At 70.1% G+C, this 23,804-nt stretch carries 26 protein-coding genes; 6 read left to right on the top strand and 20 right to left on the bottom strand.

Annotation, left to right across the window (positions count from 1 at the left end):
* Positions 1-45: 45 nt before the first annotated feature.
* From hflX to putP, 4 genes are all read right to left on the bottom strand, one after another.
* A complete protein-coding gene (gene hflX, locus ACOQFR_RS09200; protein ID WP_421381162.1) occupies positions 46-1,362 on the bottom strand; it encodes a ribosome rescue GTPase HflX in 1,317 nt (438 codons plus the stop codon).
* 41 nt (positions 1,363-1,403) lie between these two features.
* Positions 1,404-1,679, bottom strand: a complete 276-nt coding sequence (gene hfq, locus ACOQFR_RS09195; RefSeq protein ID WP_421381160.1) for an RNA chaperone Hfq — start codon at positions 1,677-1,679, stop codon at positions 1,404-1,406.
* 103 nt (positions 1,680-1,782) lie between these two features.
* Complete coding sequence (gene miaA, locus ACOQFR_RS09190) at positions 1,783-2,721, bottom strand: tRNA (adenosine(37)-N6)-dimethylallyltransferase MiaA (RefSeq protein WP_421381158.1); 939 nt, start codon at positions 2,719-2,721, stop codon at positions 1,783-1,785.
* Between the two features lie 5 nt (positions 2,722-2,726).
* Positions 2,727-4,220 carry a sodium/proline symporter PutP gene (putP, locus tag ACOQFR_RS09185; protein WP_421381156.1) on the bottom strand — a complete coding sequence of 498 codons (1,494 nt, stop codon included), beginning with the start codon at positions 4,218-4,220 and terminating at the stop codon, positions 2,727-2,729.
* A 116-nt stretch (positions 4,221-4,336) separates the two neighbouring features.
* On the opposite strand from putP, the gene ACOQFR_RS09180 reads away from it, so the two are divergent.
* The gene (locus ACOQFR_RS09180; protein WP_421381154.1) at positions 4,337-5,413 is read left to right on the top strand and encodes an alkane 1-monooxygenase; all 1,077 of its coding nucleotides are present in this window, start codon (positions 4,337-4,339) and stop codon (positions 5,411-5,413) included.
* Positions 5,414-5,535: 122 nt separating this feature from the next.
* On the opposite strand, the gene folP is transcribed toward ACOQFR_RS09180, so the two are convergent.
* Genes folP through rlmE form a run of 3 tightly spaced genes read right to left on the bottom strand, consistent with a single transcriptional unit; the run spans position 5,536 to position 8,995 of the window.
* A complete protein-coding gene (gene folP, locus ACOQFR_RS09175) occupies positions 5,536-6,435 on the bottom strand; it encodes a dihydropteroate synthase (protein WP_421381152.1) in 900 nt (299 codons plus the stop codon).
* A gap of 21 nt (positions 6,436-6,456) precedes the next feature.
* A complete protein-coding gene (ftsH, locus tag ACOQFR_RS09170) occupies positions 6,457-8,367 on the bottom strand; it encodes an ATP-dependent zinc metalloprotease FtsH (protein WP_421381150.1) in 1,911 nt (636 codons plus the stop codon).
* Between the two features lie 4 nt (positions 8,368-8,371).
* Positions 8,372-8,995 carry a 23S rRNA (uridine(2552)-2'-O)-methyltransferase RlmE gene (gene rlmE, locus ACOQFR_RS09165; RefSeq protein WP_421381148.1) on the bottom strand — a complete coding sequence of 208 codons (624 nt, stop codon included), beginning with the start codon at positions 8,993-8,995 and terminating at the stop codon, positions 8,372-8,374.
* Between the two features lie 78 nt (positions 8,996-9,073).
* Between rlmE and yhbY the strand changes: the two genes are divergently transcribed.
* Both yhbY and ACOQFR_RS09155 read left to right on the top strand, forming a co-directional pair.
* The gene (yhbY, locus tag ACOQFR_RS09160) at positions 9,074-9,379 is read left to right on the top strand and encodes a ribosome assembly RNA-binding protein YhbY (RefSeq protein ID WP_421381146.1); all 306 of its coding nucleotides are present in this window, start codon (positions 9,074-9,076) and stop codon (positions 9,377-9,379) included.
* A 16-nt stretch (positions 9,380-9,395) separates the two neighbouring features.
* Positions 9,396-9,770 (top strand): Mth938-like domain-containing protein, encoded by a 375-nt coding sequence (locus ACOQFR_RS09155; RefSeq protein WP_421381144.1) that lies wholly within the window; start codon positions 9,396-9,398, stop codon positions 9,768-9,770.
* Between the two features lie 131 nt (positions 9,771-9,901).
* Here the strand turns inward: ACOQFR_RS09155 and ACOQFR_RS09150 are convergent, their stop codons facing one another.
* Genes ACOQFR_RS09150 through surE form a run of 4 tightly spaced genes read right to left on the bottom strand, consistent with a single transcriptional unit; the run spans position 9,902 to position 12,934 of the window.
* Entirely contained in the window at positions 9,902-10,861 is a 960-nt protein-coding gene (locus ACOQFR_RS09150) for a peptidoglycan DD-metalloendopeptidase family protein (RefSeq protein WP_421381142.1), read from the bottom strand.
* A gap of 29 nt (positions 10,862-10,890) precedes the next feature.
* Positions 10,891-11,484 (bottom strand): YqaA family protein, encoded by a 594-nt coding sequence (locus ACOQFR_RS09145; protein ID WP_421381140.1) that lies wholly within the window; start codon positions 11,482-11,484, stop codon positions 10,891-10,893.
* Entirely contained in the window at positions 11,484-12,161 is a 678-nt protein-coding gene (locus ACOQFR_RS09140; RefSeq protein ID WP_421381138.1) for a protein-L-isoaspartate(D-aspartate) O-methyltransferase, read from the bottom strand. The genes ACOQFR_RS09145 and ACOQFR_RS09140 overlap by 1 nt, the downstream gene beginning before the upstream one ends.
* Positions 12,158-12,934: a 5'/3'-nucleotidase SurE gene (gene surE, locus ACOQFR_RS09135; protein ID WP_421381136.1), complete on the bottom strand. Its 777-nt coding sequence runs from the start codon at positions 12,932-12,934 to the stop codon at positions 12,158-12,160. The genes ACOQFR_RS09140 and surE overlap by 4 nt, the downstream gene beginning before the upstream one ends.
* 90 nt (positions 12,935-13,024) lie before the next feature.
* Here surE and ACOQFR_RS09130 point away from each other — a divergent pair, with 90 nt between their 5' ends.
* Complete coding sequence (locus tag ACOQFR_RS09130) at positions 13,025-13,597, top strand: Smr/MutS family protein (protein ID WP_421381134.1); 573 nt, start codon at positions 13,025-13,027, stop codon at positions 13,595-13,597.
* On the opposite strand, the gene ACOQFR_RS09125 is transcribed toward ACOQFR_RS09130, so the two are convergent.
* The 9 genes from ACOQFR_RS09125 to ACOQFR_RS09085 all read right to left on the bottom strand — a co-directional run bounded on the left by ACOQFR_RS09125 (position 13,594) and on the right by ACOQFR_RS09085 (position 20,689).
* Complete coding sequence (locus ACOQFR_RS09125) at positions 13,594-13,824, bottom strand: hypothetical protein (protein WP_421381132.1); 231 nt, start codon at positions 13,822-13,824, stop codon at positions 13,594-13,596. The genes ACOQFR_RS09130 and ACOQFR_RS09125 overlap by 4 nt on opposite strands.
* Before the next feature lie 77 nt (positions 13,825-13,901).
* Positions 13,902-14,930 carry a tRNA pseudouridine(13) synthase TruD gene (gene truD / locus ACOQFR_RS09120; RefSeq protein WP_421381130.1) on the bottom strand — a complete coding sequence of 343 codons (1,029 nt, stop codon included), beginning with the start codon at positions 14,928-14,930 and terminating at the stop codon, positions 13,902-13,904.
* Positions 14,927-15,409: a 2-C-methyl-D-erythritol 2,4-cyclodiphosphate synthase gene (gene ispF, locus ACOQFR_RS09115; protein WP_421381128.1), complete on the bottom strand. Its 483-nt coding sequence runs from the start codon at positions 15,407-15,409 to the stop codon at positions 14,927-14,929. Before ispF ends, truD begins: the two co-directional genes overlap by 4 nt.
* A 25-nt stretch (positions 15,410-15,434) precedes the next feature.
* Positions 15,435-16,124 (bottom strand): 2-C-methyl-D-erythritol 4-phosphate cytidylyltransferase, encoded by a 690-nt coding sequence (gene ispD / locus ACOQFR_RS09110; protein ID WP_421381126.1) that lies wholly within the window; start codon positions 16,122-16,124, stop codon positions 15,435-15,437.
* Positions 16,121-16,525, bottom strand: a complete 405-nt coding sequence (gene ftsB / locus ACOQFR_RS09105; protein WP_421381124.1) for a cell division protein FtsB — start codon at positions 16,523-16,525, stop codon at positions 16,121-16,123. Before ftsB ends, ispD begins: the two co-directional genes overlap by 4 nt.
* 10 nt (positions 16,526-16,535) lie before the next feature.
* Positions 16,536-17,822: a phosphopyruvate hydratase gene (gene eno, locus ACOQFR_RS09100; protein ID WP_421381122.1), complete on the bottom strand. Its 1,287-nt coding sequence runs from the start codon at positions 17,820-17,822 to the stop codon at positions 16,536-16,538.
* 31 nt (positions 17,823-17,853) lie between these two features.
* The gene (locus ACOQFR_RS09095; RefSeq protein ID WP_421381120.1) at positions 17,854-18,201 is read right to left on the bottom strand and encodes a hypothetical protein; all 348 of its coding nucleotides are present in this window, start codon (positions 18,199-18,201) and stop codon (positions 17,854-17,856) included.
* Positions 18,198-19,031: a 3-deoxy-8-phosphooctulonate synthase gene (kdsA, locus tag ACOQFR_RS09090; protein WP_421381118.1), complete on the bottom strand. Its 834-nt coding sequence runs from the start codon at positions 19,029-19,031 to the stop codon at positions 18,198-18,200. Before kdsA ends, ACOQFR_RS09095 begins: the two co-directional genes overlap by 4 nt.
* On the bottom strand, positions 19,031-20,689 hold the full coding sequence (locus ACOQFR_RS09085; protein WP_421381116.1) for a CTP synthase: 1,659 nt from the start codon (positions 20,687-20,689) through the stop codon (positions 19,031-19,033). The genes kdsA and ACOQFR_RS09085 overlap by 1 nt, the downstream gene beginning before the upstream one ends.
* A 179-nt stretch (positions 20,690-20,868) precedes the next feature.
* Between ACOQFR_RS09085 and parE the strand changes: the two genes are divergently transcribed.
* Both parE and ACOQFR_RS09075 read left to right on the top strand, forming a co-directional pair.
* Positions 20,869-22,758 (top strand): DNA topoisomerase IV subunit B, encoded by a 1,890-nt coding sequence (parE, locus tag ACOQFR_RS09080; RefSeq protein WP_421381114.1) that lies wholly within the window; start codon positions 20,869-20,871, stop codon positions 22,756-22,758.
* A gap of 205 nt (positions 22,759-22,963) precedes the next feature.
* A complete protein-coding gene (locus ACOQFR_RS09075; protein ID WP_421381112.1) occupies positions 22,964-23,800 on the top strand; it encodes a hypothetical protein in 837 nt (278 codons plus the stop codon).
* Positions 23,801-23,804 lie beyond the last annotated feature (4 nt).

Below are 23,804 nucleotides of genomic sequence, written 5' to 3'. Positions count from 1 at the left end.
CTCCGGGCCGGCTTCCTGGCGGGGGCCAGGGCCGGCGGGGGCGCATTAGTCAGTGTCGGGATTGTAGGTAGGGGCGCCGGGGGCCACAAGCAAGAGGGGCTGCAGCAAATGCCCACCCGGCTCGCTTGCCAGCCGTTCGGCGGCCGCCAGCGGCAGGTCCAGCTGCAGCACCCAGCCGTTTTCATCGGTGGTTTCCGACAGGATCGCACCCAGGGTGTGAAGACGGGCGCGCAGGCGGCCTTCACCGGGTCCCAGCGCCAGCTCGCCCCGCAGGCGATGGTCCACGAACCGGCCGGCCAGCAGGTCGCGCAGCAGCTCTACGCCCTGCCCGTCCCGGGCCGACAGCCACAGCCGCTCGCGGCCTTCCACTTCCGGATCGTGGCGCGGCTGGGCGCCCTCGATCCGGTCGATCTTGTTGAACACCAGCACCTGCGGGATGTCGCCGGCACCGATGTCCTCCAGCACCCGGTCCACCTGCACGATGCGTTCGTCGCGCAGTTCGTCGGCGGCGTCCACCACGTGCAGCAGCAGGTCGGCGTCGCGGGTCTCGGCCAGGGTGGACCGGAACGCGGCGACGAGTTCGTGCGGCAGGTCGCGCACGAAGCCGACGGTATCCGACAGCACCAGCGGCGCCACGCCCTCCACACGCCGCACGGTGGGATCGAGCGTGGCGAACAGGCGGTCGTCGGCGTAAACGCCCGAGCCGGTCAGCAGGTTGAACAGCGTGGACTTGCCGGCATTGGTGTAGCCCACCAGCGCGACCCGCGGCACGTCGTTGCGCAGCCGCGCGCGCCGCATCTGGGTGCGCTGCACCTCGACCTTGTCCAGGCGCGCCTGCAGCGACTCCAGCCGCTTCTGCAGCATGCGCTTGTCGAGCTCGAGCTGGGTTTCGCCGGGGCCGCGCAATCCGATCGCGCCACCGCGCTGGCGCTCGAGGTGGGTCCAGCCGCGCACCAGGCGCGTGGCCCAGTGCTTGAGCTGGGCCAGTTCGACCTGCAGCTTGCCTTCGTGGGTCGCGGCGCGCTGGGCGAAGATGTCCAGGATCAGCCCGGTCCGGTCGACCACGCGGCGCTTGAGCGCCTTCTCCAGGTTGCGTTCCTGGCCGGGCGTGAGCAGGTGGTTGACCAGCACCAGGTCGGCGCCGGTCGCTTCGCAGGCGGCCTGCGCCTCTTCCAGCTTGCCGGTGCCGATGTAGTAGGCGGCGTTGGGTTTCTCCACGCGCGCCATCAGGGTGCCGACCACGGTGGCGCCGGCGGAGCGCGCCAGTTCGGAAAATTCCTCGAGCAGGGCCGGGTCCTGCTGGCCCGGCGCATAGGGCTGGATCAGCAGGGCCTGTTCACCCTTGCGGGCGCGCTCAAACATCGGTGCGGCGCATCAGTGGGCCGATCCGCCGTGCAAGGGCGTCAATCGTCCTGGCCCGCCTCGTCGTCCTCGCCCGCGCCCGACGCCACGGCGCCGCCACCCGGACCCACGCGCACGTTGCGCGCCGGCACCACGGTGGAAATGGCGTGCTTGTAGACCATCTGGCTGACGGTGTTGCGCAGCAGGACCACGAACTGGTCGAAGCTTTCGATCGTGCCCTGCAGCTTGATGCCGTTGACCAGGTAGATGGACACCGGGATGCGCTCGCGGCGCAGGGCATTGAGGAAGGGATCCTGGAGGGATTGGCCTTTGGACATGGGGATGGACTCCGTTCTTCTTTTTGTGGCGCGCCAGCTGGCGCGATTTGCGGCCAAAAGGGTCCAAGGCCGCGAATGCCGACGATTCTAGCAGCCCCGCGCGTTAGGGTCTGGTCACGAAGTCGCGCAGGGCCCGGTCCAGCGCATTCCGGTCGGTGTCGGGGTCGAACCAGCGGGCGTCGGGCCTTGCCCGCAGCCAGGTCAGCTGGCGCTTGGCCAGCTGCCGGGTGGCGGCGATGGCCTGGTCGCGGAAGGTGGCGGCGTCGGTGTCGCCCTCCAGGTGCTGCCAGGCCTGCCGATAGCCGACCGCACGCATGGACGGAAGATCCGGATGCAGGCGCGGGTCGGCGCGCAGCCGCCGCACTTCGTCCAGGAAACCTTCGGCCAGCATCTGGTCGAAGCGGCGCCCGATGCGTTCGTGCAGCACGCCGCGGTCGGCCGGGGCCAGCACCAGCCGCAGCACCCGGAACCCGAACGCCCGGGCCGTGCCTTCGCGCTGCCACTGGCTGATCGGCTTGCCGCTGAGGCGGTACACCTCCAGCGCGCGGGTGATGCGCTGCTGGTCGGCCGGCTGGATGCGATGGCCGGCGTCCGGATCCACCTGCGCCAGCTGCCGGTGCAGGGCCGCCCAGCCGTGCATTGCGGCCTCGCTCGCGATCTGCGCGCGCGTTGCGGCATCGGCCTGCGGCATGTCCGACAGGCCATCGAGCAGGGCGCTGAAATACAGGCCGGTGCCGCCCACCAGCAGCGGGATGCGGCCGCGCGCGGCCAGCGCCTGCATCGGCGGCAGCGCCTCGCGGGCAAAATCGGCGGCCGAAAAGATTTCGTGCGGATCGCGCACGTCCACCAGGTGGTGCGGAGCCAGCGCGCGCGTGGCGGCATCGGGCTTGGCGGCGCCGATGTCCAGGCCGCGGTACACCAGGGCCGAATCCACGCTGATGACCTCGGTGCCCAGCGCCTGCGCCCAGTCCACCGCCAGCGCGGTCTTGCCCGAGGCGGTCGGGCCCATCAGCGCGATCGCCAGCGGGCGCCGGTCCTGCATGCGGCTCAGAGCCCGTCGCGGCGCAGTTCGCCCTGCACGTGGTCGAACAGGCCTTCCATCGCCGGCGACGGCGGCCGGCCCAGTCGGCTGACTACGACTACGGCCAGGGTCGCCAGGATCACGCCCGGCACCATTTCGTAAAGGCCCGTGTCGGCCAGCAGCTCCTTCCACGCGATCACGGTCACCGCGCCCACCACCATGCCGGCCAGGGCCCCGTTGCGCGTCGTGCGCTTCCAGTACAGCGACAGCACCACCACCGGACCGAAGGCCGCACCGAAACCGGCCCAGGCATAGCTGACCAGGCCCAGCACGCGGCTCTCCGGATCCGACGCCAGCCAGATCGCCAGCAGCGCAACGCCCAGCACGGCCAGCCGGCCAATCCACACCAGTTCGCGCTGCCCGGCCTTCTTGCGCAGGAAGCCCTTGTAGAAGTCCTCGGTGACCGCGCTGGAACACACCAGCAGCTGGCAGCTCAGCGTGCTCATCACCGCCGCCAGGATCGCCGACAGCAGGATGCCCGCGATCCACGGATTGAACAGCAGCGTGGCCAGCTCGATGAAGACGCGCTCGTGGTTGACGGTCACCGGGCCGGCCTGGTCCGGATGCTGGGCGAAATACGCGATGCCGAAGAAGCCCACGGCCATCGCGCCGAACAGGCACAGCACCATCCAGGTCATGCCGATGCGGCGCGCGTTGGTCAGCGTGCGCGCGTCCTTGGCCGCCATGAAGCGCGCCAGGATATGCGGCTGGCCGACATAGCCCAGGCCCCAGGCCAGCAGCGAGACGATGCCGACCAAGCTGGCGCCCTTGAAGAAGTCCAGGTTCGCGGGATTCACCTGCTCCACCACGGCCAGGCTTTCCGCCGGGCCGCCCAGGCTGAGGATGACGAACACCGGCGTCAGGATCAGGGCGAAGATCATGAGCGTCGCCTGCACCGTGTCGGTCCAGCTCACCGCCAGGAAGCCGCCGATGAAGGTGTAGACGATGGTGGCCGCGGCGCCGTACCACATGGCCTGCGCATACGGGATGCCGAACACGCTTTCGAACAGGCGCGCGCCGGCGACGATGCCCGAGGCGCAGTACACCGCGAAGAACACCAGGATCACCAGCGCCGAGAACACCCGCAGCAGCTTGCCCTTGTCTTCGAAGCGATGGGTGAAATAGTCCGGCAGGGTCAGCGCGTTGTTGCTGCGCTCGGTGTAGAGCCGCAGCGGCGCGGCCACGTAGCGCCAGTTGAACCAGGCGCCGGCAATCAGTCCGATCGCGATCCAGGCCTCGGACACGCCGTTGAGGAACAGCGCACCGGGCAGGCCCAGCAGCAGCCAGCCGCTCATGTCCGAGGCGCCCGCCGACAGCGCGGTGACCACGCTGCCCAGCGACCGGCCGCCCAGGATGTAGTCGTCGAAGCTGCGCGTGTAGTACCACGCCGCCAGGCCGATGCCGATCATGCCCAGGATGTAGATCGCGAAGGTGATGTGCAGCGGGGAGAACTGGCTCATGGTGGCTCGTCGGCGTGCGGAGGCCGGGCAAGCTTAGCGCGAAGGCCGCCGGCCCCGGTGCCGCGTGCCCGGTCCCGGCGTATGCTGGGCGCCAGGCCCCACGCGAAGCCCGCGCCATGTCGCCCGGAAAAGCCCTCGCCTTCCTGCTGGTGTTCATCGTCCCGGCGCTGATGCCGGCGGCCGCCTGGCTGGCCGCGTGGTCGGGACGCCCCGACCTGATGGCCTGGTTCCCGCTGTTCTTCCTGTTCGTATTCCTGCCCGCGGTGGACTACCTGCTGGGGCACGACCCGGTGAACGTGCCGGTGGCGCGGGAACGCGCGGTCGCCCAGCGCGTGTGGTTCAAGGCGCTCACCCTGGCCTGCCTGCCGGTGCAGCTGGGGCTGCTGGCGTGGTCGGCGCACTGGTTCGTGCAGGCGGACCTGGGGCCCGTGGGCGCGGCCGGCTGGCTGCTGTCGCAGGGCGTGGTCGGCGGCATCCTGGCCATCAACACCGCGCACGAGCTGATCCACAAGGACGGGCGGCTGGAGCCAGTGGCCGGCGGCCTGCTGCTGGCCAGCGTGGGCTACCACGGCTTCAAGATCGAACACCTGCGCGGGCACCACGTGCACGTGTCCACGCCAGAAGACGCGTCCAGCGCGCGGCTGGGCCAGTCGCTGTGGGGCTTCCTGCCGCGCGCGCTGTGGCGCAACACGCTCAACGCCTGGCGGCTGGAGGCGGCGCGGCTGCGCGGGCGCGGACTGCCCGCCGTGCACTGGCGCAACGAGATGATCGGCTGGACCGGGGTCTGGCTGGCGCTGGCCACCGCGTTCGCGCTGTGGCTGGGGCCGGTGGGGCTGGCGTTCTTCCTGCTGCAGGGCGTGTTCGCCGCCGGCTCGCTGGAGGTCATCAACTACATCGAGCACTACGGCCTGGAGCGCCGCCGCGACGCCGACGGCCGCTACGAGCGCACCACCCACCTGCACAGCTGGAACTCGGACTTCGCATTGTCCAACCTGCTGCTGTTCCAGCTGCAGCGGCATTCCGACCACCATGCCTTCCCCAAGCGCCGCTACGCGATCCTGCGCCACCACGCCGACAGCCCGCAGCTGCCGGGCGGTTATTCGGCCATGTTCGTGCTGGCGCTGGTGCCGCCGCTCTGGCACCGGGTGATCGACCCTCGGGTGCGTGCCTTCCGCGACGCCCTGCCCGGCTGATCCTGCCCCGCTGTCCACACCGGCTGTGGATAACCCGGGGAGAACTCCTGTGGATGGATTGCGGCGCGGCAGGCGGGGCGCGGCTGTCAAGCGGGTTGGTCAATCCTTGACCAGTCCCGGGATCAATCCTCGTCGGGCCATTTCGGTGCGGCCGGTTTCGCCGGTTTTGCGACGGGTCCCGGCAGCGCGGCCACCGCGGCCCAGATCTTGAGCGCGTCCACCGTGGCGGCCACGTCGTGCACGCGGATCAGGCGCGCGCCGTACTCCGCCGCCAACACGGCCGCCGCCACCGAGGCATGCACGCGTTCGTGCACCGGGCGGCCGGTCAGGTCGCCCAGGCTGCGCTTGCGCGACAGCCCCGCCAGCACCGGCACGCCCAGGTCGGCGAAGCGCGACAGCTGGCGCAGCAGCAACAGGTTGTGGTCCAGGGTCTTGCCGAAGCCGAAGCCCGGGTCGACCACCAGGTTCTTCTTCGCGATGCCGGCCATCTCGCAGGCGAACAGGCGCTCGGCCAGGAAGCGGTGCACCTCGGCCACGACGTCGTCGTAGCGCGGGTCGTCCTGCATGCCGCCGGGCTCGGCCGGCATGTGCATCAGCACCACGGGCACGCCGAGCGAAGCCGCGGCGTCCAGGGCACCGTCGCGGCGCAGGGCGCGCACGTCGTTGATCACGCCCGCGCCGGCGGCCACCGCGGCGCGCATCAGTTCCGGATCGGAGGTGTCCACCGAGACCGGCACGCCGGTTTCGCGCGCCAGACGTTCGACCACCGGCAGCACGCGGCGGCGCTCTTCCTCGGGCGATACCGGCGTGGCGCCAGGGCGGGTGGATTCGCCGCCGATGTCGAGCAGGTCGGCGCCCTCGGCCACCAGGCGCAGGCCGTGCGCGACGGCGGCGTCCACGTCGGCGTGCGCGCCGCCGTCGGAGAACGAGTCGGGCGTGACGTTGACGATGCCCATCACGCGCGGGCGGTCCAGGCGCAGGACGCGCCCGGCGCAATCAAGCTGCGGCACCAGGTCGAACATCGCGGGGCCGGGAGGCCGGCCTCAGGTCTGCGGCATCGGGCCGCCGAGCGGACCCGCCGCCGTGCCCGGACCCGGATCGTCCTTGGAAATGCGGCCCGACTTCGCCCAGTCCGACGGCGGACCCGGACGACGGCCTTCCATGATCGCGTCGATCTGCAGCGCGTCGATGGTCTCGTAGGTCAGCAGCGCCTCGGCCATCACGTGCAGCTTGTCCAGGTTGTCGGTGAGGATCTGGGTGGTGCGGCGGTAGGCGTTGTCCAGGATGCCGCGCACCACCTCGTCGATCTTGCGCGCGGTGTCGTCGGAGACGTTCTTGTGCTGGGTGACCGAACGGCCCAGGAACACCTCGTCCTCTTCCTCGCCATAGGCGATCGGACCCAGCTCCTCGGACAGGCCCCACTTGGTGGCCATGTTGCGGGCCATCTTGGTGGCGCGCTCGATGTCGTTGGAGGCGCCGGTGGTGACCTTGTCGGCGCCGAAGATCAGCTCTTCGGCCACGCGGCCGCCGTACAGCGAGCACAGCATGGACTCGATGTGGGTGCGGTTGTACGAGTACTTGTCGCCCTCGGGCAGGTACATGGTGACGCCCAGCGCGCGGCCGCGCGGGATGATGGTCACCTTGTACACCGGGTCGTGGTCGGGCACGACGCGGCCGACGATGGCATGGCCGGCCTCGTGGTAGGCGGTGAGCTTCTTCTCGTCCTCGCTCATGATCATCGAGCGGCGCTCGGTGCCCATCAGGATCTTGTCGCGGGCGCGGTCGAAGTGCTCCATGCGCACGGTCTTGGCGTTCTCGCGGGCGGCGAACAGCGCGGCCTCGTTGACCAGGTTGGCCAGGTCGGCGCCGGAGAAGCCGGGCGTGCCGCGGGCAATGGTCATCGGCTCCACGTCCACGTCCAGCGGCACCTTGCGCATGTGCACCTTCAGGATCTGCTCGCGGCCGCGCACGTCCGGCAGGCCGACAGTGACCTGGCGGTCGAAGCGGCCCGGGCGCAGCAGCGCCGGGTCGAGCACGTCCGGACGGTTGGTGGCGGCGATCACGATCACGCCCTCACCGCCCTCGAAGCCGTCCATCTCGACCAGCAGCTGGTTCAGGGTCTGCTCGCGCTCATCGTGGCCGCCGCCCAGGCCGGCGCCACGATGGCGGCCGACGGCGTCGATCTCGTCGATGAAGATGATGCAGGGCGCGTGCTTCTTGGCGGTCTCGAACATGTCGCGCACGCGGCTGGCGCCGACGCCGACGAACATCTCGACGAAGTCCGAGCCGGAGATGGAGAAGAACGGCACCTTGGCCTCCCCGGCGATGGCGCGCGCCAGCAGGGTCTTGCCGGTGCCCGGCGGGCCCACCATCAGCACGCCGCGCGGGATCTTGCCGCCCAGCTTCTGGAAGCGGCCCGGGTCGCGCAGGAACTCGACCAGCTCGCCCACTTCTTCCTTGGCTTCCTCGCAGCCGGCGACGTCGGCCAGGGTGACCTTGACCTCGTTCTCGCCCTGCAGCTTGGCGCGCGACTTGCCGAAGCTCATGGCGCCCTTGCCGCCGCCCTGCTGCATCTGCCGCATCATGAAGAACCAGAAGCCGATGATCAGCAGCACCGGCAGGAAGTTGAGCAGGATGATGCCCAGCCAGGAACGGCCTTCCGGCGCCTCCTGGACGATCTGCACGTTGTTGGCGAACAGGGTGTCGAGCAGCTTGTCGTCGTTGGGCGCGGCGGTCTTGAACACCGAGCCGTCGCTGCGCTTGCCGGTCACTTCGATGCCGTTGTCGGCGATGTTCACCGCGCTCACCCGGCCGCCCTTCACCTCGGTGATGAACTGGTTGTAGGTCAGCTCGCTGGTGGCACCCGCCGGCGTCTGGGAAAAGTTCTGGAACACCGCCATCAGCACGACGGCGACGATCAGCCAGAGCAGCAGGTTCTTGGCAAGGTCATTCATCACTTCATCCTCGTCGCTTGCCCAGGGCCAGCGCATAAACCTCGTTCGACCGGCGGCGGGAGGCCGCCGGCTTGCGGATAACCAGCTTGTCGTAGCGGGTCCTGAGGTCCTTGACGTAGGCATCGAAGCCTTCGCCCTGGAACAGCTTGATCAGGAAGTTGCCGCCCACCTTCAAGTGCTTGTCCGCGAAATCGCGGGCCAGTTCGGACAGGTACATCGCCCGGGCCTGGTCCACCGTATCCACACCGGTCATATTGGGGGCCATGTCGGACAGCACAAGGTCCACCCTGGCATTGCCCAGCGCGGCTTCCAGCTCCGACAATGGGCCGTCCTCTCTGAAATCGCCGTGAATGAACTCCACCCCGGCGATCGGGGGCATGGCCAGGATGTCCATCGCAATCACGCGGCCGCGGTCGCCCAGGTCCCGGCGCATCACCTGCGACCAGCCGCCGGGGGCGGCGCCCAGGTCCACCACCACCATGCCGGGCTTGAGCAGCTTGTCGCGCTCGATCAGCTCTTCGAGCTTGTAGGCCGCGCGCGAACGCATGCCTTCAGCCTGGGCCCGCTTCACGAACGGGTCGTCGAAGTGTTCCTTGAGCCAACCGACGCTGCTTTTGCTTCTTGCCATGGGGCGGGACGGGCCGGGGGAAGGCGGGAGAGGCCGCCATGATACCCTACGCCCCCTTTTGACCCTGCCCGGACCCCCATGGCCGCCGCCCTCAGCAACCCCCAGAAGCGCTACCTGCGCGGCCTGGCGCACCACCTCAAGCCGGTCATCCTCGTGGGCGCCAAGGGCATCACCGACAACGTGGCGGCCGAAACCGGCAATGCCCTGGACCACCACGAGCTGATCAAGGTGCGGGTGGCCGCGGGTGACCGCGAGCTGCGCGATGCCTGGATCGGCGAGCTGGTCGAGCGCACCGGGTCGGACCTGGTGGCGCGCATCGGCAACATCGCCGTGCTCTACAAGCGCAGCGCCGACAAGCCGCTGATCGTGCTGCCCAAGGCCTGAGCCCCCGCGCCGCCGTATGCAGCTGTCGCAGGAAAACCCCGATTTCAACTACGTGCTGCGCGGCGTCAGCCCCGCGGGGGTGCTGGTGAACCAGGAAACCCTCGCCAGCAGCTTTCTGCTGACTCCGCATGTGCTGGTGCCCGACTGGCGACCCACCGCTGCCGACCAGCTCACGCCCGAAGACATGCAGGCCGCGCTGGCCCTGGACCCGGTGCTGGTGCTGCTGGGCACCGGCCCGCGCCAGCGTTTCCCGTCCGCGGCCGTGATGGCCAGCCTGCTCACCCGCGGCATCGGCCTGGAAGTGATGGACAACGCCGCCGCCGCCCGCACCTTCAACGTCCTGGCCACCGAAGGCCGCCGCGTCGTCGCCGCCTTCCTGCTTCCCGGCTGAAGAGAGTCCGGGCCAGAGCAATCCGGGGTCAGAGTACGTTTATCTTCGCCGCCGCGTCCTGCTCTGCGGATGGGTAAGGGCCGCGAAGATAAACGTACTCTGACCCCGGATTTCCGGATTTCCGGATTTTTTTACTGCGCGGGCAGGAGGGTCAGGGGGTCTACGGGCTTGCCGTTGCGGCGGACTTCGAAGTGCAGCATGTCGCGGCTGGTGCCGGTGCGGCCGAGTTCGGCGATGGTCTGGCCGGCCTTCACGGCGGTGCCCTCGCCCACGAGGCGACGGCGGCTGTGCGCGTAGGCCGACAGCCATTCGTCGTTGTGCTTGATGATGATCAGCTCGCCGTAGCCCACCAGGCCAGCGCCCGAATAGACCACCACGCCATCGGCGGCGGCGACCACGGGCTGGCCGGCGACGCCGGCGATGTCGATGCCCTGGCGCTTGGGATCGCCGGCCAGGAAGCGCCCGATCAGCGCGCCCTGCGTGGGCCAGCGCCAGCCCGCGGCGCTGACGGCGGCCGCGGGGCCGGGCAGCGCAGGCGCGGACACCGCCGGGACGGTCGGCGAAACCACGGGAGTCACCGCGGTGGCGCTCGGGGCCGGCACCACCGGCGCCTGCGACGGTATCGCCGGAGCCGAGGAGGGCACCGCAGCGACAGGAGCGCCGGCCGGCGACGGTGACGGCGTCGGCGTCGGAGACACCGTCACGAACCCGCCCTGCACCGGCGCCTGGCGCGGCGGCAGCGCTTGCCCCGACGAGGACTCGCTCGTGGTTGCCGGGCGCGGTGCCGGGCCGCGCGCCACCGAGGCCGCCGCACCGCGCAGCTTGAGTCGCTGGCCGGGATAGATCGTGTAAGGCGCGGGGATCCGGTTCCAGGCCGCCACTTCGCGATAGTCCAGCCCATGCCGGAACGCGATGCCGTAAAGCGTGTCGCCGGCGCGCACCAGGTAATCGCCCGACCGCGGCGCCGCCTGGCTGGCCACGCGCGAGGGCGGCGAAGGGCGCGACCCTTCCCGCTTGACCACACGCGACTGCCCGCAGGCTGCCAGGCCCACGACCACCAGCCCCACCAGCGCCGCACGCAGCCAGCGCACACCACCCGACCGGGACAACGCCGCCCGCATCACGCCCCCTGCCCGCGCAGGAACAGCCACGCCACCACGGCCACCAGCAGCGCCAGCGCAAACCAGCCGATGGGCTCGATGTACCGGTGCAGCGCCGCCTCCGCCCGCGCGCCGCCCAGGCGGATCGCACCGGCCACCAGGTACACGCGCTTGCCGCGGCCGATCAGCGCGCCGAAGAAGAAGGGCAGCAGCGGCATGCCCACCGCACCCGAGGCGATGGTGAAGATCTTGAATGGAATCGGCGTGAAGCCGGCGATCAGCAGGAGCCAAAACCCGTTCTCCGCCGCCTGTTGCTTGATCGACTCGAACTGGTCGGCATACCCCAGGCTTTCCACCAGCGGCATCGCCATCTCCACCGCGTAATAACCCAGCGCATAGCCGATGAACATGCCGACCATGGATCCCGCCAGGCTCAGCGTGGCGAACCACATCGCCCGCTTGGGCTGGGCCAGGGACATCGGCGCCAGCATCATCTCCGGCGGCACCGGGAAGAAGATTGCCTCGATGAAGCTCAGCCCGGTCAGCAGCGCCGGCGCGTGCCGGTGGCGCGACCAGTGCAGGGCCTTGAGGTAGAGCGGCTTGAAGACCTCCATCAGAGCGTTCCCGGCAGCAGGGGGACAAACACCACGGCGCCCAAGTCTTCCTGCACCAGCTGACCGTCGATGCGGCGCATGCGCAGCAGGCGCTGGCCATTGGCTGCGCCCAGCGGCGCCACCAGGGTGCCGCCCTCGGGCAACTGGTCGAACAGGGCCTGTTCCAGCGCCTGCGCGCCGGCGGTGACGAGGATGCCGTCGAAGGGGGCGTATTCGGGCCAGCCCGCGCGGCCGTCATCATGCCGGGTGCGCACGTTCAGGCCCAGCGTGCGGAAGCGCCGGCGCGCAACGCGCAGCAGTTCCTCGATGCGTTCGACGCTGTAGGTCTCCAGGCCCAGCGTGGCCAGCACGGAGGCCTGGTAGCCCGATCCGGTACCGACTTCCAGCACGCGCCGCGGCAGGCCGTGCTCGATCAGCGCGGCGGTCATGCGCGCCACCACCCAGGGCTGGGAGATGGTCTGGCCGTTGCCGATCGGCAGCGCGGTGTCCTCGTAGGCGCGGCTGGCCAGGGCCTCGTCCATGAACTGGTGCCGCGGCACGGTGCGCATCGCGGTAAGCACGCGCTCGTCGCCGATGCCGCCCTCGGCGCGCAGCCGCTCGATCATGCGGTCGCGTGCGCGCTGCGAGGTCATGCCCTGGCCCTGGACCGCGGGCTGGCCGTGCATGCGTGGCGTCATGGAGCCTTCAACCCCTGCCCCAGCGCCCCGACCCAGCTGGCGACCTTTTCCAGCGCCTGGTAGCGCGTGAGGTCGACGTGGATCGGCGTGATCGAGATGTAGCCGTGGCGCACCGCGTGGAAGTCGGTGCCCGGGCCGGCGTCCTGCTCGGGGCCGGGCGGGCCGATCCACCACATGGCGCGGCCGCGAGGATCGGTCTGCTCGATGCAGGGCTCGGCGCGGTGGCGGTGGCCCAGGCGCGTGACCTCGAAGCCCTTGATCTGCTCGTAGGGCAGGTCGGGCACGTTGACGTTGAGGATGGTGTCGGCCGGCAGCGGGTCCACCAGCAGGCGCGCGGTGATCTCGACCGCGGCGCGGGCGGCGGTGTCGTAGTGGCGCCCGGACTGATCGAACGTGACCAGCGACATCGCGATCGCCGGCAGGCCCAGAAAACGGCCTTCCATCGCGGCGGCGACGGTGCCCGAATAGATCACGTCGTCGCCCAGGTTGGCGGCGGTGTTGATGCCCGAGACCACGATGTCCGGATCCAGGTCCAGCATGCCGGCCAGGGCCAGGTGCACACAGTCGGTGGGCGTGCCCGCCACGCGCCAGACCTGGTCGCCCAGCGCCTTGACGCGGATCGGCTGGTCCAGGGTCAGCGAATTGCTGGCGCCGGAGCGGTCGCGGTCGGGCGCCACCACGGTCACGTCGTGGCCTGCGGCCCGCAGTCCTTCGGCCAGGACGCGGATGCCGGGGGCTTCCACGCCATCGTCATTGCTCACCAGTACGCGCATCGGGGGTCCCGCGGAAAGGGGACATGATAACGGATGCACGTCCCCGGGCGGCCACCTTGCCATCACCCGGCCCCGCGGTAGTCTTGCCGCATGAAGCGCAAACCGCCGACCGTCAGCGACGAGGACGCCGCCCTGTTCCGGGAATCCATCGACGGCGTGCGGCCCCTGCCCGCCCCGCCGCCGCCCCCGGAACGCCCGCGTCCGGCGCCCGAGCCGCGCATGCAGGCGCGCGACGAGGCCGAGGCGCTGGCGCAGTCGCGCAGCCCCGCGCTGATGCAGGCCACCATCGACGCGGCCGAGGCGCTGTCCTACCGGCGCGACGAGGTCCCCGAGGCCGTGCTCAAGACACTGCGGCGCGGCGGCTACAGCCTGGGCGGCGAACTCGACCTGCACCACCTGCGCGCAGTGGAAGCCGAACGCTGGCTGCGCAACTTCCTGCACGAGTCACGCGCCGGCGGCCACGCCTGCGTGCGCATCATCCACGGCAAGGGACCGCGCGGCGACGACGGCGGCTCGGTGCTCAAGGCGCTGGTGGACCGCATGCTTCGCCAGCGCGCGGACGTGCTGGCCTTCGCCTCGGCACCCGAAGCGATGGGCGGCACCGGCGCGGTGCTGGTGCTGCTCGCCCGCCGGCGCGCGGGCGAGCAGGGACGACCGGCCTAGGGACGCGGCTCGTCCGGCTTGCGGTCCTTCTCGCGCGGTGGATTGACCCAGAACACGCGCACGCCGGCCTTGCGGGTGGCCTCTTCGACGGCGGTGATGTAGGTGCCGTCCAGCGTGTTGGCCGTAGCCGGATCGGCCACCGTGGCGCGGGGCGGACTGGTGCTGGCGCATGCGGCCAGGGCCAGTCCCGAGAGTGCAGCGGGGAACAGCTTGCGGGCGGTAGTCATGGCGACCTCCTCGGAAAGGAAAACCGCCGAACCAGCCTACTCCCGCGGTGCCCGGGTGCAAGTGCCCGGCCGAGGATTCACTCCGGACGGCCGGCGTCCGCCACGTCGCCCAGGGCCTCGAGCAGGCCGGTGGCGTAGGCCCCCGGCGCGAGGCCGAACTCCAGCACCAGTTCGTCGGCGGCGGGTCGCTGCCACTGCAGCCCGTCCACCCGCACGCGCAGCGCGCGACGCTCCTGCTTCAGGCCGGCGGCCTCCAGGCCGGCGCAGAGCTCGGCCAGTCCGGCCGCCACGCCCTGCTCCAGCGCCCGTACCGCGCCCTGCGAACGCAATTCACCCAGGCCCCACTGCGGACCGGTGGCATGGATGTCCTGGCGCGCGGCGCGCTGGCGCAGGTCGTCGGTAAGGTCTTCGGGCCCGAACACGCTCTGGCTGCCGTCCAGCATCCATACATCGCCGTCCTGGCCGTGGGCCCAGGTGCCGTCTTCGATGCGCGCCGCCAGCACCGCATTGAACAGCTCCGAGCGGGCCGCCGACAGCAGGATCGAGCGCTGGTCGCGGTGCACGCGCTGGCCCGCGAACATGCGCAGGGCCGCGGCCACGTTGTCGCCGTCGCGGCCGAAGCGCTGCACGCCGAAATAGTTGGGCAGGCCATCGCGCGCAATCGCCTGCAGGCGCTGATCGATCGCGTCGGCGTCGCCGGCCACGTCGCGCAGGTGCAGCGTGAACCGGTTGCCCTTGAGTGCGCCGCGCGGCAGCTTGCGGTTGTGCCAGGTGGCGCCGAGCACGCGCAGGTCGGGCGCGGCCAGGTCCGCCAGGTCGGGCGCCACGCGCTTGGGCAGGTGCACCGAAAAGCGCTGCACGGTCACCGCGTGGCGGTCCTTCATGCCGGCGTAGCCGATGCCCATCTCCGGCACGCCGGCCCAGCGTGCGATCTGCCTGGCGGCGAAGGCGGTGTTCATGCTGCGCTTTTCGATGGTGAGCAGCAGGTGCTCGCCCTGCCCGGCCGGTTCAAAACCATCCACTTCGGTGACGCGGAAATCCTCGGGCGCCACCCGGCAGCGCGCGCTCAGCACCGGCGCGCCGTGCGCGCGCGGCAGCGTGGTCACGCGCGCACCAGCAGCGCCACGGCCATGGCGGCGATGCCCTCGCGGCGCCCGGTGAAACCCAGGCCTTCGGTCGTCGTGGCCTTGACGCTCACCGCGTCCGGGTCGCAGCCCAGGTCGCTGGACAGGTTGGCCTGCATCGCGGCCGCGTGCGGGCCGATCCGCGGCGACTCGCAGACCACGGTGACGTCGGCATTGCCCAGGCGCCAGCCGCGCCCCGCCAGCAGCGCCTGGCAGTGGCGCAGGAACTGGCGGCTGTCGGCGTCCTTCCATCGCGGGTCCGAGGGCGGGAAATGGCGGCCGATGTCGCCCAGCGCCAGCGCGCCCAGCAGCGCATCGCACAGCGCATGGATCACCACGTCGCCGTCGGAATGGGCCAGCAGGCCGCGGTCATGCGCGATGCGCACGCCGCCCAGCACCACGTGGTCGCCGTCGCCGAAGGCGTGCACGTCGTAGCCCTGGCCGATGCGGAAGTCGCTCATGTCGGATCCTTGGTGGGTCGCGGACTCAGGCCCTGGCCTGCGCGAGGATGAATTCGGCCAGCGCCAGGTCGGCCGGCGTGGTGACCTTGATGTTGTCTTCGCTGCCCTCGACCAGGCAGGGCTTGAGGCCCAGGCGCTCCATGGCCATGGCTTCGTCGGTGACGCGCACGCCGGCACGCAGCGCGGCTTCCAGCGCGCGCGTGAGCCCGCCTCGGCGGAACAGCTGCGGCGTCAGCGCACGCCATAGCCAGTCGCGCGGCTCGGTGGACTGGCTGCGGCCGACGCGATCGGCGCGCTTGAGGGTGTCGCGCACCGGCGCCGCCAGCAGCGCTCCGACGGGATCGGCTTGTCCGACCGTGAGCAGCCGCGCCAGGTCGAGCGCGCGCAGGCAGGGCCGCGCGGCATCGTGCACCAGCACCCACTGGTCTTCGCTGACCGTGCCCGGCAGGGCCTGCAAGCCGGCCAGCACGGAGTCGGCGCGTTCGGCACCGCCGATGCAGGTCAGCACCGGCTTGCCACCCAGGTCGCGCCAGCCGGGCCAGTCGCGGTCGTCGGGCGACAGGGCCACCATCACGCCATCGACATCGTCATGCGACAGCACGGCGCGCAGGCTGTGTTCAAGCAGCGTGCGTCCGGCGAGGCTGAGGTACTGCTTGGGCCGCTCGCCGCCGAACCGGCTGCCGCGGCCCGCGGCAGGCACCACCGCCCAGGTCATGCCACGGCTCCGGGCACGGGCCCGGCTTCGTCGCTGTCGCGGTCCTCGGGCGCGGCGGCATCGGCCGGCGGAGCGGCATCGTCCTCCTCGCGCGCGTCTTCGCCGTCGTCGGCACCCGCCGGGCGCGGCTCCACCACGCGGTAGAAGGTTTCGCCCGGCTTGATCATGCCCAGCTCGCTGCGGGCGCGGTCTTCCACGGCCGCTTCGCCGGACTTGAGGTCCTCGACTTCGGCGCTCAGTGCGTCATTGCGCTGCTGCAGGCGCGCATTCTCGGCACGCTGGTCGCCCACGCGCTGCTCGAGCACGCGCGCCTCGTGCAGGCCGCCCTCGCCCCACCAGAGCTTGAGCTGCAGGCCCACGAGGGCCAGCAGCAGCAGGGCAAGGACCCACCAGCGGCGCAAGGGCGTGGACTCAGCGCACGAGGCTGGTGAAGGCGCCGCGGCCGGCGTAGCGCGCCTTGGCGCCCAGCGCCTCCTCGATGCGCAGCAGCTGGTTGTACTTGGCCACGCGGTCGCTGCGGCACAGCGAGCCGGTCTTGATCTGGGTGGCGGTGGTGGCCACCGCGATGTCGGCGATGGTGGTGTCCTCGGTCTCGCCGGAGCGGTGCGAGACGATCGCCGCGTAACGGTTGGCATCGGCCATGGCGATGGCCTCCAGCGTTTCGGTCAGCGTGCCGATCTGGTTGACCTTGATCAGGATGGCGTTGGCCACGCGCTGGTCGATGCCGTCCTTGAAGATCTTCGGGTTGGTGACGAACAGGTCGTCGCCGACCAGCTGCACCTTGCTCGACAGCCGCTCGGTGAGCAGCTTCCAGCCGGCCCAGTCGTTCTCGGCCATGCCGTCCTCGATGGTGATGATCGGGTACTGCGCGCTCCAGCCGGCCAGGAAATCCACGAACTGTTCCGGCGTGAGGCGCTTGCCCTCGCCCACCAGGTTGTACTTGCCGTTCTCGAAGAACTCCGAGCTGGCCACGTCCAGGCCCAGCAGCACGTCTTCGCCGGCCTTGTAGCCGGCCTTGCCGATCGCCTCGAGGATGACCTCGATGGCTTCCTCGTTGGACTTGAGGTCGGGCGCGAAGCCGCCCTCGTCGCCCACCGCCGTGCCCAGGCCCTTGCCCTTGAGCACGGACTTGAGCGAATGGAAGATCTCGGTCCCGCAGCGCAGCGCCTCAGCGAAGCTGTCGCAGCCCACCGGCAGCACCATGAACTCCTGCATGTCCACGTTGTTGTCGGCATGCGCGCCGCCGTTGATGATGTTCATCATCGGCACCGGCAGCACTGCCTCGCGGCCGGCGGCCAGGTGCGCCCACAGCGGCTGCCCCTTCGACGCGGCGACCGCATGGGCGTTGGCCAGGGACACGCCCAGCAGCGCATTGGCGCCCAGGCGGCCCTTGTTCTCGGTGCCGTCCAGGTTGATCAGCTTGCGGTCCATGCCCGCCTGGTCGGCGGCGTCGAAACCCTGCAGCGCCTCGGCGATGGTGGTGTTGACGTTGGCCACCGCCTTGCGCACGCCCTTGCCGAGATAGCGGCTCTTGTCGCCGTCGCGCAGTTCCACCGCTTCCTTGGTGCCGGTGGACGCGCCCGAGGGCACCGCGGCGCGGCCGACGTGGCCGCTGGCGAGCGTGACCTCGGCTTCGAGGGTCGGATTGCCGCGGCTGTCGAGGATCTCGCGGGCGTGGATCTTGCTGATCTGGGTCATGGTCTTTTCGATGGCTGCGAAGGAGTGAACGTCAGGACATCGCGAAGCCGAGGGCCATCAGGCCCAGGGCCGCGAGCAGGGGCAGCGCATTGAGCACCAGCCCAAGCCAGGCATACATGCGGCGGCGCTCGCCGATGAACAGACCCAGCAGGCCCAGCAGCGCGCCCAGCAGCAGCCCGCCGATGCCGGCCACCACCAGGATGCCCACCATCATGATCTTGGGGTCGGTCTCGTCGATCACGCCGCCCGGCGCCTGCGTGCCCAGGTAACCGGCATACGCGAACACGATGATGATGCCCAGGCCGAACAGCAGGGCCATGACGGTGGAAGCGATGCCCAGGCCCGAGTGCTTGAGCGGTGCGGCGGCGGGGATGTTCATGCGTCGTTCTCCAGGAAGCCGTTGAGTTTGGCGATGCGGTCGAGCTGTTGCAGGGTGGCCAGCAGGGCCTCCATCTTCGGCAGCGGCCAGGCATTGGGTCCGTCGCTGAGGGCCTTGGCCGGGTCCGGGTGGGTTTCCATGAAGATGCCGCTGATGCCCACGGCCATGGCCGCGCGCGACAGCACCGGCACGAACTCGCGCTGGCCGCCGGACTTGCCGTCCATGCCGCCGGGCAGCTGCACGCTGTGCGTGGCGTCGAACACCACCGGGCAGCCGGTGTCGCGCATGACGCTCAGCGAGCGCATGTCCGAGACCAGGTTGTTGTAGCCGAAGGACGCGCCGCGCTCGCAGGCCATGATCTGCGTGTTGCCGGTGGCCAGGGCCTTGGCGGTGACGTGCTTCATTTCCCAGGGGCTGAGGAACTGGCCCTTCTTGATGTTGACCGGCTTGCCGGCGCTGGCCACCTTCTGGATGAAGTCGGTCTGCCGGCAGAGGAAGGCCGGCGTCTGCAGCACGTCCACCACGCTGGTCACTTCATCCAGCGGCGTGTATTCGTGCACGTCGGTGAGCACCGGCACGCCCAGCTGGCGCTTCACTTCCGACAGCACCTTCAGGCCCGCTTCCAGGCCGGGGCCGCGGAAGCTGGTGCCCGAGGTGCGGTTGGCCTTGTCGAAGCTGGACTTGAAGATGAAGGGGATGCCCAGGCGCGCAGTGATTTCCTTCAGCGTGCCGGCGGTGTCCACCTGCAGCTGCTCGGACTCGATCACGCAGGGGCCGGCGATCAGGAAGAAGGGCTGGTCCAGCCCGACCTTGAAGCCACAGAGTTCCATCAGGCCTTCGCCTCCTTCAGTAGCCGGCCGCCCGCCTTGTGCTCGCGCGCGGCGCGGATGAAACCGATGAACAGCGGATGGCCATCGCGCGGCGTGGACAGGAATTCCGGATGCGCCTGGCAGGCCACGAACCACGGATGCCCGGGCAGCTCGATCATCTCCACCAGCAGGTCGTCCATGGACTTGGCGCTGATCACCAGGCCGGCGTCCTCGAGCTGGGTGCGGTAACGGTTGTTGAACTCATAGCGGTGGCGATGGCGCTCGCCCACCACGTCCTTGCCGTAGATCTCCCGGGCCCGGGTGCCGGGCTTGATGCGCTGGTCCTGCAGGCCCAGGCGCATGGTGCCGCCCAGGTCGGACTTCTCGTCGCGGCGCTCGATCTCGCCGCTGGCGGTGCGCCACTCGGTGATCAGGCCGATCACCGGGTGCGGGCTGTTGCGGTCGTTCTCGGTGCTGTTGGCGCCGGCCAGGCCGGCGACATGGCGGGCGAAGTCCACCACCGCCGCCTGCATGCCGTAGCAGATGCCGAAGTAGGGAATGCCGTGCTCGCGCGCGTGACGCGCGGTGAGCACCTTGCCCTCGAAGCCGCGGTCGCCGAAGCCGCCGGGCACCAGGATGGCGTCCACGCCGTCCAGAACCTGCACGCCGTCCTTCTCGACCTGCTCGGACTCGAGCCAGCGCAGCTTCACGCGCGTGCGCTGGCGCAGGCCACCGTGCTTGAGCGCCTCGGACAGCGACTTGTAGGCGTCCTGGTGGTCGATGTACTTGCCCACCACCGCGACCGTGACCTCGTCCACCGGGTGTTCGACCGCGTCCACCACGGCCTCCCACTCCGACAGGTCGGCCGGGCGGGCCTGGTCTTCCAGCCGCAGGCGCTCGACCACGATCTCGTCCAGGTGCTGGCTGTGCAGCCACAGCGGCAGCTTGTAGATGTTGTCCACGTCCACGCAGCTGATGACGGCCTTCTCGTGCACGTTGGTGAACAGCGCGATCTTGCGGCGCTCGGACTCGGGCAGCGGCTTTTCGCTGCGGCAGACCAGGATGTCGGGCTGGATGCCGATCGAGCGCAGTTCCTTCACCGAGTGCTGGGTGGGCTTGGTCTTGAGCTCGCCGGCGGCCGCGATGTAGGGCACCAGGGTCAGGTGCATGAACAGCGCCTGGTCGGGGCCGCGCTCGGTGCGGATCTGGCGGATGGCCTCGAGGAAGGGCAGCGACTCGATGTCGCCGACCGTGCCGCCGATTTCGACGATGCCCACGTCGAAGCCGTCGGTGGCCTCGAAGATGGCGCGCTTGATCTCGTCGGTGATGTGCGGGATGACCTGCACGGTGCCGCCCAGGTAGTCGCCGCGGCGCTCCTTGCGGATCACGTTCTCGTAGATGCGGCCGGTGGTGACCGAGTTCTTGCGGCTCAGCCGCGTGCGCAGGAAGCGCTCGTAGTGGCCCAGGTCCAGGTCGGTCTCGGCGCCGTCGTCGGTGACGTACACCTCGCCGTGCTGGAACGGGCTCATGGTGCCGGGGTCGACGTTGATGTAGGGGTCGAGCTTCATCATGGTCACCCGCAGGCCGCGGGCCTCCAGGATGGCCGCGAGCGAGGCCGCGGCGATGCCCTTGCCTAGCGAGGACACCACGCCACCGGTAACGAAGATAAGACGAGTCATGGGGATTGGGGGCGCTGGAAAACCGCATTCTACCGGCTCGGCCGCCCCGCGGCGAGAAACTTCTTCCGATCAAGGGCTTGCGGCTCCGGCCCGGCGGCCCCGCCTTGACCGCCCCGGGCATGACGCCCATCCTGCGGGCCTCGCGCCCGCGCCCGACCCCCTGCCGAGTCCCCTGCCGAATGAACACCCGCTACAACGCCGCCGACATCGAAGTGCTCTCGGGCCTGGACCCGGTCAAACGCCGCCCCGGCATGTACACCGACACCACCCGGCCCAACCACCTGGCCCAGGAAGTGATCGACAACTCGGTGGACGAGGCCCTGGGCGGGCACGCGAAGACCGTGGAAGTGACCCTGTACGCGGACGGCAGCTGCGAGGTGGTGGACGACGGCCGCGGCATGCCGGTGGACATCCACCCGGAGGAGAAGATCCCCGGTATCGAGCTGATCATGACCCGCCTGCACGCCGGCGGTAAGTTCAGCGGCAAGAACTACACCTTCTCCGGCGGCCTGCATGGCGTCGGCGTCAGCGTGGTCAATGCACTGTCGAAGAAGGTGGAGGTGGTGATCCGCCGCGAGGGCCAGGAACACCGCATGGAATTCCGCGACGGCGACCGCAGTTCGGCGCTGGAAGTGGTGGGCACCGTCGGCAAGCGCAACACCGGCACGCGGCTGCGCTTCTGGCCCGACCCGAAATATTTCGACACGCCGAAGATCCACGCCCGATCGCTGCGGCACCTGCTGCGCGCCAAGGCGGTGCTCTGCCCCGGCCTGACCGTGAAGCTGTACGACGAGGCCACCGGCGAGCGCAACGAGTGGTTCTACCAGGATGGCCTGCGCGACTACCTGCGCGGCGAGCTGGTGGGCCGCGACCTGCTGCCGGCCGAGCTGTTCGTCGGCCACGTCAGCAAGGACACCGAAGTGGTGGACTGGGCCGTGGCCTGGGTGCCCGAGGGCGAGCTGGTGCAGGAGAGCTACGTCAACCTGATCCCGACCGCGCAGGGCGGCACCCACGTCAACGGCCTGCGCTCGGGCTTCACCGACGCGCTGCGCGAGTTCTGCGACTTCCGCAACCTGCTTCCGCGCGGCGTCAAGCTGGCGCCGGAAGACGTGTGGGACCGCGTCAGCTACGTGCTCAGCCTCAAGCTCACCGACCCGCAGTTCAGCGGCCAGACCAAGGAAAGGCTCAGCTCGCGCCAGGCCGCGGCCTTCGTCGAGGGCGCCTCGCACGATGCGTTCTCGCTCTGGCTCAACCAGCACGTCGAGACCGGCCTGCAGATCGCGCAGCTGGCCATCGACCGCGCCTCGGCGCGGCTGAAAACCGAGAAGCAGGTCACCCGCAAGAAGATCACCCAGGGCCCCGCCCTGCCCGGCAAGCTGGCCGACTGCATCAGCCAGGACCTTGGCCGCACCGAGCTGTTCCTGGTGGAGGGCGATTCGGCCGGCGGCAGCGCGCGCCAGGCCCGCGACAAGGAGTTCCAGGCCATCCTGCCGCTGCGCGGCAAGATCCTGAATACCTGGGAAGTGGAGTCCGGTGGCGTGCTGGCCTCCAACGAAGTGCACGACCTGGCAGTGGCCATCGGCTGCGACCCGGGCACCGACAACATCGACGGCCTTCGCTACGGCAAGGTGATCATCCTGGCCGACGCCGACTCCGACGGCCTGCACATCGCCACCCTGCTGTCGGCGCTGTTCCTGCGCCATTTCCCGGCCCTGGTGCGCGCCGGCAACATCTTCGTGGCAATGCCGCCGCTGTTCCGCGTGGACGTGGGCAAGCAGGTCTTCTACGCGCTGGACGAAGAGGAAAAACGCATCCTGCTCGATCGCATCGAGAAGGAAAAGATCAAGGGCCAGGTCAACGTCACCCGCTTCAAGGGCCTGGGCGAAATGAACCCGGTGCAGCTGCGCGAATCCACCATCCACCCCGACACCCGCCGCCTGGTGCAGCTCACCGTGGACGACGCCGACCTGACCCGCGGCCTGATGGACATGCTGCTGGCCAAGAAGCGCGCCGGCGACCGCAAGGCCTGGCTTGAGGCCAAGGGCGACCTGGCCTCGCTAGAGGTCTGAAGCCGACGTTGGAAAGGTGACGCGCGGCGTCACCCGCGACCGGTTGCGGCAGCCGTCCGCCGCGCCGAAGGCCATCCGTCACGCGCGTCGTCATCGCCTTGCGATCGCCGCAAAGCCGCGCCAGCCTTGGCTCTGCGAGGATCCCGCGCGTGTTTCGGCGTGAGGCATCGTGCAACTGGCACGATTCCTGCTACCGCTCTTCCTGATGTCACGTCCTGCCCCCACTCCCAAGAGCCTGGTGCTTACCCTGCTGGGCCTGACCCTGGCCGCCGCGGTGGCCGTGGGCCTGCAGGCGCGCGAGAACGCCAGCAGCAAGGCCGACTTGTACGGCTACACGCTGGCCGACAGCCGCGGCGTGGGCGGCGGCAGCTGCGGCTACGACTACATTCCCCTGCCCGCCACCGCGACGACCCTGCCGCTGGCGCCCGGCCATGGCAAGGCGGCCGAGGACGACCTGGCCGCCGTTCTGCCGCTGGCCCAGCCCTTCGAGCTCTACCAGCAGCCCGGCAAGAGCTTGGTGGTGTCGGGCAACGGTTACCTGGCGGCGGCCGATTCGCTGCAGGCCGAGGACGGCTCCGATTTCAGCAACGACTGCAGCCTGCCGGCCCGTGCCGACAATCCGGCGGCCAGCCAGAACCGCATCTACGTCTACCACGACGACCTGCGCCCGCAGGCCGGTGGCGGCGTGCGCCAGGCCTACTTCCCGGCCTGCCCGCGTGGCGCGGCCAGCGGCCGGCGCGAGGCCTGCACGGTGGTGGAATGGCGCGGTTTCGAACGCGCCGGCCCGCTGCACAGCACCCAGCCCCTGCAGGCGCAGGCGGTGCTGTACCACGGCAGCCATGAGATCGCGCTGCAGTACGCCTCGGTGGACGACAGCCAGGCGGCGCAGGCCACCATCGGCCTGCAGGGCTTCGACGGACGCACTGCGCGCCAGGCCGGCTGCAACACGCCGCGGCGCGTGGCCTCGCGGCAGGCGATCTGCTTTTTCGATCCGCGCAGCCGTCCCGGTGCCTCGATGACGGGCGTGATCGCCGGGCGCTGAGCCC

This window comes from Arenimonas sp. MALMAid1274, assembly GCF_049195245.1.
Taxonomy (GTDB): Bacteria; Pseudomonadota; Gammaproteobacteria; order Xanthomonadales; family Xanthomonadaceae; genus Arenimonas.
The sequence above is the reverse complement of the archived record's forward strand: the minus strand, read 5'-3'. Positions and strand labels throughout refer to the sequence as shown.